Source organism: Bradyrhizobium sp. 35 (assembly GCF_023073215.1).
Taxonomy (GTDB): domain Bacteria; phylum Pseudomonadota; class Alphaproteobacteria; order Rhizobiales; family Xanthobacteraceae; genus Bradyrhizobium; species Bradyrhizobium canariense_D.
Genome location: NZ_JADPJC010000005.1, coordinates 28,147 through 44,455, shown reverse-complemented (window position 1 = coordinate 44,455; position 16,309 = coordinate 28,147). Strand labels below are relative to the sequence as shown.

Below are 16,309 nucleotides of genomic sequence, written 5' to 3'. Positions count from 1 at the left end.
AAACTCTTGCGCGCGACAATCATCGCGGCAATCATCACCTCGCCGCGACACCGACTCGCCATCCAGATTGTCGCGCGCTTCCCATCCAGATTGTCGCGCGCTTCCCATCCAGATTGTCGCGCTATACCGCGGGCACCAACTGACATCGCGCCGAACGTGTCCCCGTGATAGGAGTGCTGCTACAATGATGCGTGTTCGCTCTTCGCCTATATTGTGCCAATAACCGAGTTCCATCTTCAAGGCGACTTCCACGCTGGCTGACCCGCTGTCCGAGTAGAACACGTGGTCCAAGCCTTGGGGTGTGAGTTTCAAAAGGAGCCGAGCGACCTCCTCAGCCGGATCATGCGTGTAGCCGGCGAAAATGACTTGGTTTAGCTTGCCGGCCTGTTCCTGAATCGCGCTCACGATCTACGGATGGCAATGGCCGTGAGTGACGACCCACCAGGATGAGATTGCATCTATGATTCGATTATGCATCCGCAGTGTAGAGATAAGCACCAATCGCCACGCACAACCTTGGTCATCTCGTTGTGAAGAGCATGCTGCGTGAATGGATGCCAAATTGGCGACCTCTTGTTTGGCTTCATGGCGTGAAATCGCCGGGAATAAACGAGCCTTTGAAGACAGCCTGCAGGCTCTCTGCCGTCAAAGGAGAAATCCAGGGCAGCCGTCCTAACCAACGCACCCGCGCGATGTCACAAATTGCGCTCTCAGTCTCCGAATTTCTTTCTCCGATGAATGCGATCCCAAGAATGTCGATCTGGCGCTTTCGCAAGGCCTCTATCGAGAGCAGGGAGTGATTGATGGTTCCGAGTAGCGTGCGCGCGCAAAGCACGACGGGAAGTCGCCACCGCTCGAAGATGTCGATGTAGAGTGCACTAGAATTCAGCGGCACCATTAACCCGCCAGCGCCTTCGATGACGAGCGGTCGCTCCCCGGTTTGCGGCAGGACGAGCGAATCGGGGTCGATGCGAATTCCCTCTATTTCGGCGGCATGGTGCGGCGAGGCGGACGTTTTAAGGCGGTAACGCTCCGGAACGATCCGATCGGCCGGAAGACCGCTCAGTCGTGCGACCTGCTCGCTATCGGTCTCTCCTTCAACACCGGCCTGAATTGGTTTCCAATAATTCGCGCCGAGAAGATGGGCAAGGCCTGCCGAAAAGACAGATTTGCCGATCCCTGCATCTGTGCCGGTCACCACGATCCGCTGGCTCATCGAGATTCGCCCCCCGTCTCCTCAGCGAGGGCATCGAGCATCGCACGCACCTCATCCTCTCCGACGTTGAGCGTCAGTGAAATTCGTAAACGGGCCGTGCCGGTCGGCACTGTTGGCGGTCTGATTCGTCGGATGTCAAATCCGCGAGCCTGTAGCGCGGACGCTAGCCTCATGGCGCGGGCATTCTCGCCAACGATATAGGGAAGGATCTGCGAGTTCGAAGGACTTCTCTCGCCTCGCGCAACCATCTCCTGATGCGTGAACGCGACAGGCTTCGCCAGCCGCTGTTGGCGCTCCGGCTCCTCCTGCAGGATCAACAGAGCCTCCCGTACGGCCACCGCCATTAACGGCGAAGGGGCGGTCGCGAAGATAAACGGGCGACAGCGATTGATCATGAAATCGCGCAGCACGCCAGAGGCGGTGACAAGCGCGCCGGCAGCTCCCAGCGCCTTGCCGCAGGTATGAATAACCAGGAGATTTTCGCGTCCTTCAAACGGCCCTGTGAGCCCTCGCCCCTGCTCGCCGTAAACGCCGGTGGCATGAGCTTCGTCCACAACCAAGAACGCATCGTGCCGGTCCGCGATCGCGAGCAGGTCTTCAAGCGGTGCGAAATCGCCATCCATGCCGTAGAGGCTCTCGACTACGATCCAGACCTGCCTCGCTCCGCCCGCGGCACGCCAGTCGCAAATTGCGCTTTCGATAAACTGCGGGCGGTTATGGGCGGTGATTCGAAACGCGGCTCGGCCAGCTCGTGCTCCTTCGTGAATGCTGGCGTGAACCAGGGAATCAAGGACGAGCAGGTCATCCCGTTGCGGCAACGTTGTCAGCACCGCAACCTTTGCAACATAGCCACCGCCGAAGAAGAGCGCGGTCTGCGCGCCGAAGAACCGCGCCGCTGCTGCTTCGAGGCATTCGTGCTCCTCGCAGTTGCCGCGCAGAAGCCGTGATCCGCCGGCTCCGATCGGAGTACCGGCTTCAAGCGCGGTGACGATCGCTTTTTTCATGCGCGCCGCGCTCGCCAGGGCCAGGTAATCGTTGGATGAAAAGTCAATCCCGGTGCGCGGCCTGAGACTCCGCAGGCGGTTCTCGTGGCAGGCGGTTCTCGTGTTTAAGCGCAGCTAAGCCTGCCGCATAGCTGGCGACTTTACCCGCAATGATGGAATTCATTCTTCACTCGCTGAGCCAAGGATCGACGCCGCAAAAGTCCCAACTGGCCACCAACGACAGGGTCTCTACGGCGATTAGCTTGTTGGATTCAAATCGGCACGATGCGATTTTGTCCATCAACCAGCACAATGCGCGGCCTGAAGATTCTTGCCTCCGCCTCGTCAACTGAGGCGTATGCAACGATGCTTATCCTGTCGCCGGGCATCGCCAGTCGCGCCGCCGCACCGTTCACGTCTACCGTGCCGGACCCTCGCGGCGCTTCTGTCGCAAACGTTGCAAAGCGTGCCCCCGTCTCAAGGTTGTAGAGTTCGACGCGTTCGTTAATCAGGATACCGGCCGCGTCCAAAAGTGCGCGATCAATCGAGATCGAGCCTTCAAAGTGCAGGTCGGATTCAGTTACCGAGGCGCAATGAATCTTTCCCTTCATCAAGACAATCTGCATTTCTTATCTACGCTAGTGGCTTGCGCGCAGCACGCCGTTCTTCTGATGGCTTAAGCGAGTCCAGACGTAATGCCGAGCCGAGCTAACAAACTTGCATCACCGTCAAATTGCGGGTTTTTGGTAGTCAGCAACACATCGCCGACAAAGATGGAGTTCGCACCCGCCAAGAAGCATAGGGCTTGGAGTTCATCACTCATGTACTGGCGCCCGGCGGCCAACCGTACGACGCTCTTGGGCATCATGATCCGCGCGGTCGCCACCAGGCGCACCAGTGCAATCGGATCGGGACGCTCCGCCGTGACCTTCACCGGCACGCCATTCACCTCGTTCCACAGGTTGATCCTCGGGTGACGTGTCCACGTTATGATTGTAGAAGTCGAGGCCGGCGTCGGCGAGGCGAGCGGCTTGCTTTGGCGTGAGCATGCCGAGCGTTACGCACGTCTCCATGCCAACACGTTTAACGGCGGCAATCATGTCGCAGACCTTATCGAGGTCGCGGTCCTTTGGACTGCGCCACGCCGCGGCCATGCAGAAGCGACTCGCCCCGGCCGCCTTGGCGCGCTGCGCGGCGGCGACCACATCAGCGCGATCCTTCAAGCGAGTCGCCTTCAGGCCAGTGTCGTAATGCACGCTCTGTGCGCAGCAGGCGCAGTCTTCAGGACAGCCGCCGGTCTTGATGCTGAGCAGGCTTGCGGTTTCGACGTGGTTTGGGTCACAACTACCGCGATGAACGGTCTGGGCCTGAAATAGGAGCTCGGCAATTGGCTGCACGTAAACCCCCTCCGCCTCGGCACGTTCCCAGTCGCGGCGGACCGGCGCACCGTTGCGGCCGCTATTGCCTTCGACTTCCACAGCACCCCCAAGATTTTCGCTCGCTCGTACAGACGACAACGTCGTGCGTAGCTCCGCAAAGCAACACTCTTGCCCTGTATTGAACGAGAAATATCGCCGAGTTGCGCGGGCATGGCGCTCATATCAGGCTAATCGCCGCCCCCTCATGCAGGATTCCCCCGCAGGCGCGCCTCACTCAGGTAACTAGGCGGTGCGTCCGGTAGTTGCGCCCCCTAGGAGCCTCTTCCGATGCAAATGTATTTGGCCGCGCGCCGTGTATAACGGAGCGACGGATCTGCTCACCTGGCTGAATCCTCAATGGTGTTGTTATGCGCGTCACATTCCGCACAACAAACGGCGGCCTCAACAAGCCGACTCTGCGAGCGTTACCTTCCGCCCCTTTCAGAAGTGCAGCGGGTTGGGCTCTGGGGCGCAGAGTAGTGGCTGACGGCCCCTTGGCGGGCCTTGGCCACCTAGGCTCGCTCGCCGCTGTGCTCGTCGTCCCTGGCTGTGGTGAGCAACTCCGCGGGACTCTCGATTATGTCGCCGCCACCCGACTTGGCATCGGCGGGGCGAGATCCGCTAAGGTGTCGCACTCATCTGCGCAAACAGAATTGCCGCTTCAGACGGCCCGAGCCCGACGATGCCCACGAAGGCTGCCGGAGGCATCGGAATGACCTGACGCGTCGGCCTCCAGAGATGCAGGCAATAGCGACTATTGTTCACATACTGCGAATGAGGAGGATGCAGCTGCATCACGCATTCCTCTTCATCCCAAAACATATCTTTAGCGAGGCACATCTCCTCCCAGTTTGGAGATCGCCGTGGCGTCGACACTGAGACATGCTCCCATCCCGGACGGATCAAGCCGATGATCTTGAGTTGGCAGCCACAAGGCCCCTGCACGAAGAAGAGACCAGAAGGGCCAGACCCTGGTGCAGTGGCGAATTGGCCCTCGCGAACGCGCCCCGCTTCCAGTCTTTCTACACTGTGCCTCCTCATGCGTCCTCCATTTGGCCGATAGAGTTGCATCCGGCACCACTCGTCTTGTCCGAGTCGCACATCGAACGGGCACCCGGGCATGGGCAGCCCCAGCTACCGCTGATCATCTGCACCGAACCTACTTGGATGAAGATCATCGGTTCTATCCGCACCGTTCACCGGGGAGTTCTCTTGGGTTTGTCTTTCGACATCTGATCGTCTCTTCAATTTTCTTGTCATTCGCGCCTTCGTTGCGAACCCGGCCTCATGCAGACAATCTGCGCAGAGATCTATGATGGCCCGTCTTGGCAAGCCGTGCCAGCAGGAGCTTCTGCTCGCCTCTTCGCCTGAATGTCCGCATTGTATGGCGTTGAGTTCAGCAGTGCTTGGTGCAAGATGCCAGAATTCGACTGAAACGCCTCACGCCGAAATGGCGGCGGAAGCCAATTCGCGTGGCATGATCCGGCGAACCGGCTACTTTGTCACCCAAACAAACGTCCTGGCTTCAGCAACATGGTGCAAAGCGCGACGCCAATGCCTCGCCAGTTCATCGAGCGAGAGGCTTTTGATTCGACGACCTGACGGTGGGCTTTCATCTCATCCTTCTCATGTCTAGCGGTTAGCCGGCTTGCCGCCTGAGACACCGTCAATGCGTCATCTATGTGGCCGGCCCCGCGACTCAGAATGGATTCATGGTCAGAGGCTCGGACGCGCGGACCGCACTCGTTCAGCAGCCTAGCTCATTGGCCTTACCGCATGACGCAGTTTCGCAGTTCAGCTAGCGGGCTGTGAGCTCCAACGGAGAGACACCCGCGCCGGGGTCACAAGGCGTTGACGATCGGTGCAACCGTCCGCCCGGTGGCGATCAGAACTGCCCGTCAAGCTCATTTCTTTGCCGCCCCTCCGCGAGGCGAGCCAGCTTATCATATTCTTCAGCGACCTTGAGGAGCCTGCATCTGGATGTGTCGTCCTCGAGCGACTCCGCTTTTCTTCGGGTCGCTTCAGCACGGCTTCTCCAATGTTTGGCGTCTGAGAACAGCTTTTTTTCTTTCATGCGGAAGATGATGCAATTTTTAGATCAAGAAAATGCGACACATGCCCTACGTAAGATCCCGTAGGTTGGCTTTCGCAAAAGCACCTCATTTGCCGTTATCTGCCGGCCGCTCTGTTGATGTCTGAGATGCGACAAGCCGCTCGCAGCAAGCGCGGCAAAGGGCGCGAATGCGCGACATTGGGGCTTGAATCGTACGTAGCGTCAGATTGTAGGGTCTCCTTACAGCTGGCGAGCATGGTTGGCCGTAGAACAGCTTCCGGGCGACACAATTTCGAGTGTGTCATTTGGCGCCCAGATTGCAGAACGCCCGCCTTGTCCCTGGCGCCGCAGTGAAGTCGCCTCGGCGAATCATTGCACGTGTGGTGACGAAGCCAGGCTGCAGGGGAACCGGATTCTAAGATCGCAGCAGCATCCTCGCGTTGCGGTTGCCCGATTTGACAGATTGCTCACGCAGAAGGTCGCAGTCCGGAGATCGGGGCCTCGCAGCTCAGAGTGGAATTGAAGTTGGAGCCATACTCATCTTCAGTAGCCGTGATGCGGCCGCGGCGAACCTGCAATAGCTTGCTTACGCCAAAACAGGTAGCTTCAGGCATACACGGTTGCCAGCATTCTCGCCAGAGATGCGTCGACGGTCGCTCACGCCGAAGCCGCCTTCGGGTGCCTGGATTACCTCCGCCGCCGCCTCCATCACGTTTTTCGTATCCAAAGACGGGCAACACGGCCTTCGGAGTAGCAATGACTTCTACAGCTTTGGCTAGCAAGCGGCCGTTCAACTGATGGCCTTGAAGCGCGCGAGGTCAGACCACAAGGAAATCTCGATCTATGCTATGTCCGAAATGTCACACAGATAACTGGTGCGAGATCGCAATGCACGATCCCTGGAGCGGCCGACCAGTGATCAACTGCAATACTTGCGGTGAGTATGCCGAATACGATTGCCTCCAGCGCAAAACAGCGCACGCGATCATCGCAGCTACCTTGGCCTGTAACGTTAGCAAAGAGGACGAGCGAGATCCGCGGGCGGTTGCTGAAACGATTTTGGATGTGCTGGAGCGTGCCGGCCTAACAATCGCTCGCGCCTCAAGATGAATGGGAGGACGCCGATCGGCGCCAAGCTACAAGGCCCCGCCCATCCATCAGAGAGCATGGCCAACTGCGCCGCTCGTTGGAAGAGCCATTTGCCTCCGAAACCGCGGTCTTTCCCCCGGCCGACCTGGAGTAGTCGGCGTAGCAAGTCTTCAATACCAACGCGATTGTAGCAAACGCGCCAATCTGGACTCGAGCCGCGATGCTCTCAATGGGACCAGGGCTGAGTTCCGCTTGGGCTTCCAACGTGACGCTCGGCAAATCTTCCCACAAATATCGAACCCGCGATGATCAACCCGGCGTGGCCTGCACCTGACGACGCCTTTCGAGGTCGTCCATAGTTCAAGGTTATCTAGAACGGCGAAGTCACTGTTGGGTTACCTGACGGGAGCTTGGCTCTTTGACCAGGTTAACGCGCTGCCGATTGATCTCGTTTCCAATCTTCTCAGCCGCCGCGGCACCGACAACTCCCGGGAAGCAGCCCCATTACGATGGTGACAGCGGGAGAGCTCGGCTGGATAGACAAAGCCAATTTGCACAGACTCGCCAGAGCATTCCAGCCATGGGCGATCGATTCCGTCGCCAAGGCACCTCCTATCCACACATTCAAGTAAGCTTGATTGATTCGCTTGATCACTCGTGGCCACCGACGAGCAGCCTCACAGCTGGGGGTCGCTATGCGCGCACACTCGAGCGGACCTGAGCTGCGCCTTCCGCAGACGATTGATACCCAAAGCCAACTGCCTTGGTGAAGCGCCTCCCGCCCTGCTCGTCTTGCGGCTGGCTCCTGGCAAACGAATACGGGTTCGACATATTCACGCGATAAGCTCGGAGGGGGATTGAATCATACGTAGCGTCAGATTGTAGAGTGCACAGCTAGGGAGCACCAATGTTCGGCCGCTTCCAGCGGAGCAGGCCGACCGCTTGCGATGAAAGGTCTTCTGCCAAAGCGGCTGAGGATCGCGCTCAGCCGAAGAACGCACTTTCTGTCCTGTCCACGCAATCGCCGGCCCTATGAAGACAAGATCGCCCACATGTAAGAAGGACCAATCCAGCCTTGGAGGCTACGAAATACGTTTGCGGGCACTGAGTTCCAAACCAGCCGCCGCGAGATCGATGCGGTATCCCGGAGCGGTCATGTGAGAGGACCCGATGGATCCAACAGGGTCTTGCTCGTCGATCACTGTGAGGGCCAATGCCGGGCCATTGTTGGTTTCAAGAATGGCGATCCGGGAGCCGCGTATATGTGCGGCGACCCCGTTGTGACGGGGCCTCGCCAAAAGCTGTCATCGTGGTGCGCTTATCACCATTCCCGAATGCACGTCATGCCATGGTCGGACGGACGCAGCCTCGTTGAACGAAAGTAGACTAGATGAACAACCGTAATCCGAGACGAGTCCGTGCAAGTGCTAGGCATGGGCAGCGGTCATCGCGGGAGCAAGAGAGCTGCCGATAGATCCGCGAGCTGGATCTGCTCGACGTGCAGGCCTGACGATTGCCCAAGAGCCGAACGCCGATCCGGCAATGAGGCCCATCAGGACCTGACGAGCGATTATGGAGAAGCTCATGTGAGCGCCTTGGAAGAGATGATGTGGAAGTTTATACCCGCGAGGGACTGAAGATTGATCTCGGCACCATGATTGAGGGAAACACCGCGTTCGAACCCGATAGTCCGGCGATTCATTTCGAGACGCGCCTCTAAAGCTTACGCTGCTTTCGGCGCATTCGAGCGGGGGCACTTGGTTTAATGACCCGGCTCGACCTCTCCACTCTCGACGAGCAGCTCATCCGACTTCCTTCTGCCGAGGGGCTGCAAATCAAGTGTGATAGTTGAGGTAGAACGCAGTTGATCCGTCAGCTCAGGCTGCTATCCGCAGAATGCTTGCTCAAGAACCGGACTTTGCCGACAAGAGAAGGGGCGCTCGGGACCAGCAAACCGCCAGTTTCAATGGCAGCGGCACGTGCTCGAGGCGGCTTATTCACCCACAAGCGGGCTTTGCCTGGTCATACTACGGCCGGCCCGAAGACATGCTTGCGAGCGCGGAAAACACCCCCCGGCGGAATGGTCGCCGAACCGAGCACTGACCTTGTGAGCCATATCGTCCGCCCGCTAAACGCACCATTGTTGTTGATTCCTTGGCCACTCGCGAGCAATGAGCCGCCAGATGCCTTTCGCTACTGAATTCGCCCTTCGGGGGCGCAGGGCACACTAATCGTCGCGATAACCCCCTTGAGGTCCCATATAGCACTGGCCTCATTCATCCAGCGTTTTTCTGTGAACTCAAACAGCACGGAGGCAGTATGCGCGCCTTCACTTTTGCTTGCCAGATCACCAACTTGATTGTCCAGAAATGATCGACGATGATAAGTACTGCGCGACAGAGAACGAATTTCAATGCTTTGTTTGGCCGGCTTGCTCGCGGTTGCACTGGATGAACAGCAAGATTGGAAAACTCTTAGGCAAGGACACGAAATGAGGGAAACTCGCTGGCTCAACGTGCGAGTTGACCACGAACGGACTGTGGAACGCTTCTCGGCCAAACGGGTCTGCTCACCTCCCATCCGCGCCGCAATTTCATTGGTCGCGCCCACGCCGAGAAACGCCTGACGAAGGCCGAACGGAATCTTCCGGACTACAAACTTTCGTATAGTCCTTCAAAACCCTTTCGATGTGGAAGGTTACCTCCGTACAGTTGAGCGCTTGATGCAATGCCTATACAGAATCCAGAACTCGGCCGTTCGAGAGCGTGACGCTTCCGCATTTCGAAGAGGCCAGACGCGATTGACGTCGTCGATCGGGGACCGACATTAGCCTGCGCAGAGCAACGATTTGTCAAACCAAGAGAGCAAACGGCGGGTCGCTCTAATCACCGGCGTGACTGGACAGGACGGCGCCTATCTGGCCGAATATCTGCTGTCGCTCGGCTATGTCGTGCACGGCATCAAGCGGCGCTCGTCCTCGTTCAACACTGCGCGGGTCGACCATCTCTACCAGGACCCGCATCTCGGGGACGTGCCGTTCCTGATGCACTACGGCGACATGACGGACTCGACCAATCTGATCCAGCTGGTGCAGCAGATCCGGCCGACCGAGATCTACAATCTGGCCGCCCAAAGCCACGTCGCGGTCAGCTTCGAGAGTCCCGAATACACCGCCAATGCCGATGGGATCGGCGTGCTGCGGCTGCTGGAAGCGATTCGCATCCTCGGCATGGTGAAGGAGACGCGGTTCTACCAGGCCTCGACCTCCGAGCTCTACGGCCTCGTCCGGGAGATCCCGCAGAAGGAGACCACGCCGTTCTATCCGCGCTCGCCCTACGGCGTGGCAAAACTCTACGGCTACTGGATCACGGTGAACTACCGCGAAGCCTATGGCATGTTCGCCAGCAACGGCATCCTGTTCAACCACGAGAGCCCGATCCGCGGCGAGACATTTGTGACCCGCAAGATCACGCGCGCTGTCGCCCGTATCGAGGTCGGGCTGGAGGAGACGCTCTATCTCGGCAATCTCGAAGCCAAGCGCGACTGGGGCCACGCGCGCGATTACGTCGAGGGCATGCACAAGATCCTGCAAGCCGACAAGCCCGACGATTTCGTGCTCGCCACCGGCGAGATGCACTCGGTGCGCGAGATGGTCGAGCTATCGTTCGCCCAGCTCGGCCGCCGCATTGCATGGCGTGGAGCAGGGGTCGAGGAGACCGGCGTCGATGAGACGAGCGGCAAGACGGTGGTGAAGATCGATCCGACCTATTTCCGCCCCACCGAGGTCGATCTCCTCGTCGGCGACGCCAGCAAGGCGCATCAGGTGCTCGGCTGGAAGCCGAAGCACACGTTCGCCCAGCTCGTCGAGGAGATGATGGCAAGCGATCTGGCGGAAGCAAAACGGGAGGCGGCCCATGGCAAGCGCACCGTTTGAGCTGAAGGGCAAAAGCGTCTACGTCGCCGGCCATCGCGGTATGGTCGGCAGCGCGATTGCGCGCCGGCTCGCGCGGGAGGACGTGCAGCTCGTCACGGTCGACCGGCGCGAGGTCGATCTCTGCAACCAGACGGCCGTGTTCGAATGGTTCGCGAAAACGCGGCCGCAGGTGATCTTCCTCGCCGCCGCAAAAGTCGGCGGCATCGTCGCCAACGACACGCTGCGGGCCGAGTTCATCTACGACAACATCACGATTGCTGCGAACGTGATCCAGGCCGCGCATCAAAACGGCGCCGAAAAGCTGATGTTTTTGGGCTCGTCCTGCATCTATCCGAAGCTAGCCCCACAGCCGCTGCGCGAGGTCTCGGTGCTATCAGGCCCGCTGGAGCCGACCAACGAGCCCTATGCGATCGCCAAGATCGCCGGCATCAAGATGGCGGAAGCCTATCGCAGCCAGTATGGCAGCGACTTCATCAGCGTGATGCCCACCAATCTCTACGGCCCCGGCGACAATTATCATCCCGAATTGAGCCATGTCGTTGCCGCGCTGATCCGCCGCTTCCACGAGGCGAAGGTCGCGGGCGCAAAGAGTGTCGCCGTGTGGGGCACCGGCACGCCACGGCGCGAGTTCCTTTATGTTGACGACATGGCGGATGCCTGCGTGCACCTGATGAAGAGCTATTCGGGACCGGAGCTGATCAATATCGGCACAGGCGAGGACATCACCATCGCCGAGTTCGCCCGTGTCGTCGCCGAGGTCGTTGGCTACAGCGGCGAGATTGCCTTCGACACGTCGCGCCCCGATGGCACTCCGCGCAAGCTGCTCGACGTCAGCCGTCTCGCAAGCCTCGGCTGGCGCGCGAGGACATGGCTTGTAGATGGAATGCGCCAGACCTACCGGGCCTTCTTGGCCGTATCGGGTACATCGGACAAAACGAGAGCCTCATGCAGCTGCTAACTGCTGACGGCGCTCATTGTGCGATTGCCAGACAGTTGCTTTAGGATCTCCCGGCGAATTCGACAGGGCTCCACGTTTTCTTGGAGTTCGAGCACCTCCGGGTGCCGCGTGCCCGATGGAGGCAGGCACGGCTAGGCTGGCGGATAACTAAAGCGAGCGAATTGGTCAGGCGCGCCTTGCGGGACGCTCTGTTTTGAACTTGAGGTAAACTGAGTTTTGAACTTGAGGTAAACTGACTAAATGTGCGGAATTGTCGGCATCTTGGGGCGCGGTCCGGTCGCGGATCGTCTGATCGATTCACTGAAGCGACTGGAATATCGTGGCTATGACTCAGCGGGCATCGGAACGCTCAAAGGAAACCATATCGAGCTTCGACGCGCCGAGGGCAAGCTGAGGAACCTTGAGACACGCGTTCGCTGCCATCCGCTCTCAGGCCATGTCGGGATTGGGCACACGCGCTGGGCTACTCACGGCAAGCCGACGGAGCACAATGCTCATCCCCATGCAACGGACAATGTTGCAGTCGTCCATAACGGCATAATTGAGAACTTCCGCGAGCTGCGAGCGGAGCTAAAACAGCATGGCGCCTGTTTCGCCTCTGAAACAGACACCGAGGTGGTGACGCATCTCATCGACTTTTATCTGAAAGATGGCTGCTCGCCGCAGGAGGCAGTAAAAGCGTCGCTGCCGCGGCTAATCGGCGCGTTTGCGCTTGCAATCCTGTTCAAGGGTCAACACGACCTCATGATCGGTGCGCGCAAGGGCTCACCACTCGCGATCGGACATGGAGAAGGCGAAATGTATCTCGGATCGGATGCTATCGCGCTCGCGCCCCTTACCGGCTTGATCACCTACCTTGAGGACGGCGATTGGGCTGTGCTCAACCGCAACTTCAGCGTGGTCTACGACGCACAAGGCACGGTTGTCCGCCGGGAGGTGATGAAATCTGGCGCGTCGTCGGTTCTCGTCGACAAAGCAAACTACCGCCACTTCATGGCGAAGGAAATCCACGAACAGCCAGAGGTGATCGGGCAGACGCTGGCGCGTTACGTCGATATCGCCACCGAGAGCGTGGCACTGCCGCAGGAGCTTCCGTTCGACTTCAACGAGATCGGATATATCTCGATCACGGCTTGCGGTACGGCAGGCTACGCCGGCCATGTCGGCAAGTACTGGTTCGAGCGGCTGGCTCGTATTCCGGTCGAGCTCGATGTCGCCTCCGAATTTCGGTATCGTGAGGCGCCGATGCGCAAGGGAGATCTTGCTATCTTCATCTCGCAGTCCGGCGAGACGGCCGATACGCTGGCCGCGCTCCGCTATGCCAAATCGCAAGGCCTGCATACCCTCTCTGTCGTGAACGTACTGAGTTCGACCATTGCGCGCGAAAGCGGGACAGTGTTGCAGACGCTCGCCGGACCTGAGATCGGCGTTGCCTCGACCAAGGCGTTCACATGCCAGCTGGTCGTCCTTGCGGCGCTTGCGGTCGCTGCTGGCAAGGCGCGCGGTGAATTGCCGGATAGCGACGAGGTCGATCTCGTGCGAGCGCTGATCGAAATCCCACGGCTTGTTACCGCGGCGCTTGCCAGCGAGCCGCAGATCGAGAAGCTCGCACGCGACATCGCCAAATCGCGTGACGTGCTATATCTTGGTCGCGGCACGTCGTTTCCATTGGCCCTGGAGGGGGCACTGAAGCTGAAGGAGATCTCCTATATTCACGCCGAGGGCTATGCGGCCGGAGAGCTCAAGCACGGCCCGATCGCCTTGATCGACGAGAGCGTTCCCGTAATCGTCATTGCTCCCTGCGACCGGGTGTTCGAAAAGACCATCTCGAACATGCAGGAGGTCGCCGCACGCGGCGGCAAGATTATCTTGATAACGGACGCTCGGGGAGCCGCAGAGGTATCCATGGATTCACTCGCGACGATTGTGATGCCGGAGATGGATACGACGTTCACGTCCATTGTTTATGCGATTCCGGTGCAGCTTCTGGCCTACCACACGGCCATCCTGATGGGCACGGACGTCGACCAACCCCGAAATCTCGCGAAATCGGTAACTGTCGAGTAAGGCAAGGTGATGCGACCTGGACATCGTGGTCAGATTCCGAATGCGCACAAGCCTCGGTCAGATCGAATTACGATGTGCCGCCCAGCTCCTGGCCCGATGCCACCGCATGGTTTCGCGGCGGTTCATAGCCCTCGCTTACGTCGGCGAGCCTCATGTGCAAAATTTACGGCCAATCAGGTTGCGAGGCTGGCGTGGCCTTGCCTCCGGCAAGCAAGCAGTCGCGCAGGGCTTATCACGACATTCCGATTGCTTGGACCTGGTCATAATTCGTGACAAACATCCAGGTTTCTAATACGACGTGGAAGCCAGATGAAGCTGTTCGATTAAGCCCATTATCGCTGAGGAGGCCCGCTGTGATCCTCCCCCTCAGCGCGGGTTTTGGACCGCATTAGGACCGCAGCGCCCCTCGAAGTACGAGGCGCGCCTCGCTTCGAAGGACAACGTGGCACTTGCCCGAGCATGGCGATCGGCGCTATCGGACGGGCTCGATCACCAGCACGCTCACCAAATCTTTTCCGTAAACCTCAGGTTAACTTGAGCAACTCGAGGCCAAATCGCTGGACATCGGGTGAGATGCTAACGCACCTCGGCTCCAATCGCAGGCTCGCGAGCTGTTCTAGCAGACATCTCACGGCAGCTCTTCCCTGCCGCTCTATCCCATGCATCTCGTCCTTGCTTTTCATTGCATGTCGGTGCGCTCAATGAGGAATTCGGCCACGCCACAGACAACAACCTTTCCACCGAGAATTGCCCGAGGTTTCAATAGGTTGAGAGTCACTCCTGCGAAGCGAGCGGAATAACGCCCGAAAAACTGTGCGAGTTTGCGGCAATTGCCGAAAATATGCCGGAAACGTCAGGCGCTTACGGGTTGGTCGATAGTGCCCTTATGGCAGATTCGCGGCCATGAAACTGCACTCGGCTGGCGTGAGATTTTCTCCGGAACCGGCCATTTCAAACCGAGAGGAAACTCGCCATGTCACCAGCGTCCATCGCGCAAGCGTCAAATGCCAAACCGCGCATTGGCGCCATCTTACGTGCGACGAGCGGCAACTTCCTCGAGCAGTTCGACTTCTTCTTGTTCGGGTTCTACGCCAGTGCCATCGGAAACGCGTTCTTTCCATCAGGAAGCGAAACCGCTTCACTGCTTAACACCTTCGGTGTGTTCTGGCTGGGGGCTTTGATGCGACCTGTTGGCGCGATTGTGCTTGGAGCCTATATTGACCAGATTGGCCGTCGGCAAGGCCTGATCATCACGCTTTCGATCATGGCTATTGGCACCGTCATCATCGCCTTTTGTCCCGGCTATGCAACGATCGGCATTGCCGCACCCGCGATCGTGCTGTTCGGACGGCTGTTGCAGGGCTTTTCTGCCGGCGTTGAGGTTGGCGGCGTTTCCGTCTACCTCTCCGAGATTGCCACTCCGGGTAACCGCGGCTTTTACACATCGTTTCAGTCCTCGAGCCAGCAGGTTGCGATCTTTGTCGCGGCTCTTATCGGATATTTTTTGAGCGAAGCACTTCCGGCCGAAATGGTTGCCGCCTGGGGCTGGCGGATCCCATTCTTCCTTGGCTGCTTGATCGTTCCGCTTATCTTCTTCCTGCGCCGGACGCTGGAGGAAACTCCGGAGTTTCTGGTCATGAAGACCCACCCAACGGCCCGCGAGGTCTTTGCCTCCACAGTTGCGAACTGGCGCATTGTCATTCTTGGCATGATGATCGCAATGCTGACGACCACGACCTTCTATTTCGTCACAGTGTACACGCCTACGTTCGGCAAGCACGTATTGCAGCTGTCCTCGCAGAACACCCTCTTGGTGACGCTTTTGGTCGCCGTGACGAACTTCATCTGGAACCCAATCGGCGGCGCGATCTCTGATAGAATCGGTCGGAAGCCGGTCTTGCTGACCATTGCTGGCCTTGCCTTGGTGACTGTATATCCGGCGTTGTCTTGGCTTGTGACCGACCCAAGCTTTGGCAAGATGGTGGTAGTGGAGATGATGTTCTCGTTCTATTTTGGCACCTACAGCGGCGCCATGTTGGGCGCTTTGGTCGAAATCGTGCCGAAGCACGTTCGCACAACCTGCTTTTCTTTAGCCTTCGCACTCGCCGCAGCTCTCTTTGGTACCTTTACGCCGCTGGCATCGACTTGGCTGATCGATCGGACCGACGACAAGGCTTCGCCGGGTTTCTGGTTGATGTTTGCAGCTTTGCTCGGCATTATCGCCGCGCTCAGGATTTATCCAGGAAACACCAACAGAGTTGCGAAGCTGTCGCGACCCGAGGGGTCTAACGGGGCCGTAAGCGCGCAATTTACCACACGTTAGCAGCGCGCCCACGGGGGACCTTCACGTCCAAGACTGAACTGAGCGGGGTGCGTGGCGGTCCTTGCGGTGATCTCGGTAGTCCGCGTGCCACTCGGCGGGCCGCGGGCCACTGCGGAATTCATGCAGCCTCAAGACGTGCCCGTTAAGTTTGCATGGCAGCGCACGTGGAGCTCGCGCGAGGGATGTATCTCCCTCGCGCGAGCTCTGCTCGTTTTTCACCTAACCGAAAAGTGCGAGTCGCGCCGCTCGACCACACAACGGATCGAGC

7 protein-coding genes and 3 pseudogenes are annotated in these 16,309 nt (G+C 58.8%); 4 read left to right on the top strand and 6 right to left on the bottom strand.

Going from position 1 to position 16,309, the window contains the following annotated elements; translation table 11 throughout:
- The 6 genes and pseudogenes from IVB36_RS00405 to IVB36_RS00380 form a co-directional block, all read right to left on the bottom strand.
- Positions 1-587, bottom strand: a pseudogene (locus tag IVB36_RS00405) (aminotransferase class III-fold pyridoxal phosphate-dependent enzyme); the annotation flags it as partial.
- A complete protein-coding gene (gene bioD / locus IVB36_RS00400; RefSeq protein ID WP_247390168.1) occupies positions 584-1,216 on the bottom strand; it encodes a dethiobiotin synthase in 633 nt (210 codons plus the stop codon). The gene bioD and the pseudogene IVB36_RS00405, both read right to left, overlap by 4 nt.
- Positions 1,213-2,383: pseudogene (locus IVB36_RS00395) on the bottom strand (8-amino-7-oxononanoate synthase). Before IVB36_RS00395 ends, bioD begins: the two are co-directional and overlap by 4 nt.
- Before the next feature lie 88 nt (positions 2,384-2,471).
- On the bottom strand, positions 2,472-2,825 hold the full coding sequence (gene panD, locus IVB36_RS00390) for an aspartate 1-decarboxylase (RefSeq protein ID WP_247390166.1): 354 nt from the start codon (positions 2,823-2,825) through the stop codon (positions 2,472-2,474).
- Positions 2,826-2,875: 50 nt separating this feature from the next.
- Positions 2,876-3,677, bottom strand: a pseudogene (locus IVB36_RS00385) (radical SAM protein).
- Positions 3,678-8,952: 5,275 nt separating this feature from the next.
- Positions 8,953-9,369 carry a hypothetical protein gene (locus tag IVB36_RS00380; protein ID WP_247390164.1) on the bottom strand — a complete coding sequence of 139 codons (417 nt, stop codon included), beginning with the start codon at positions 9,367-9,369 and terminating at the stop codon, positions 8,953-8,955.
- A gap of 238 nt (positions 9,370-9,607) precedes the next feature.
- On the opposite strand from IVB36_RS00380, the gene gmd reads away from it, so the two are divergent.
- The 4 genes from gmd to IVB36_RS00360 all read left to right on the top strand — a co-directional run bounded on the left by gmd (position 9,608) and on the right by IVB36_RS00360 (position 16,041).
- Positions 9,608-10,693, top strand: coding sequence for a GDP-mannose 4,6-dehydratase (gene gmd / locus IVB36_RS00375; protein WP_247337061.1), 1,086 nt, complete (start codon positions 9,608-9,610; stop codon positions 10,691-10,693).
- Entirely contained in the window at positions 10,674-11,651 is a 978-nt protein-coding gene (locus tag IVB36_RS00370; protein ID WP_275991526.1) for a GDP-L-fucose synthase, read from the top strand. The genes gmd and IVB36_RS00370 overlap by 20 nt, the downstream gene beginning before the upstream one ends.
- 240 nt (positions 11,652-11,891) lie before the next feature.
- The gene (gene glmS / locus IVB36_RS00365) at positions 11,892-13,718 is read left to right on the top strand and encodes a glutamine--fructose-6-phosphate transaminase (isomerizing) (RefSeq protein WP_247390162.1); all 1,827 of its coding nucleotides are present in this window, start codon (positions 11,892-11,894) and stop codon (positions 13,716-13,718) included.
- A gap of 973 nt (positions 13,719-14,691) precedes the next feature.
- Positions 14,692-16,041 carry an MFS transporter gene (locus tag IVB36_RS00360; RefSeq protein ID WP_247390160.1) on the top strand — a complete coding sequence of 450 codons (1,350 nt, stop codon included), beginning with the start codon at positions 14,692-14,694 and terminating at the stop codon, positions 16,039-16,041.
- Positions 16,042-16,309 lie beyond the last annotated feature (268 nt).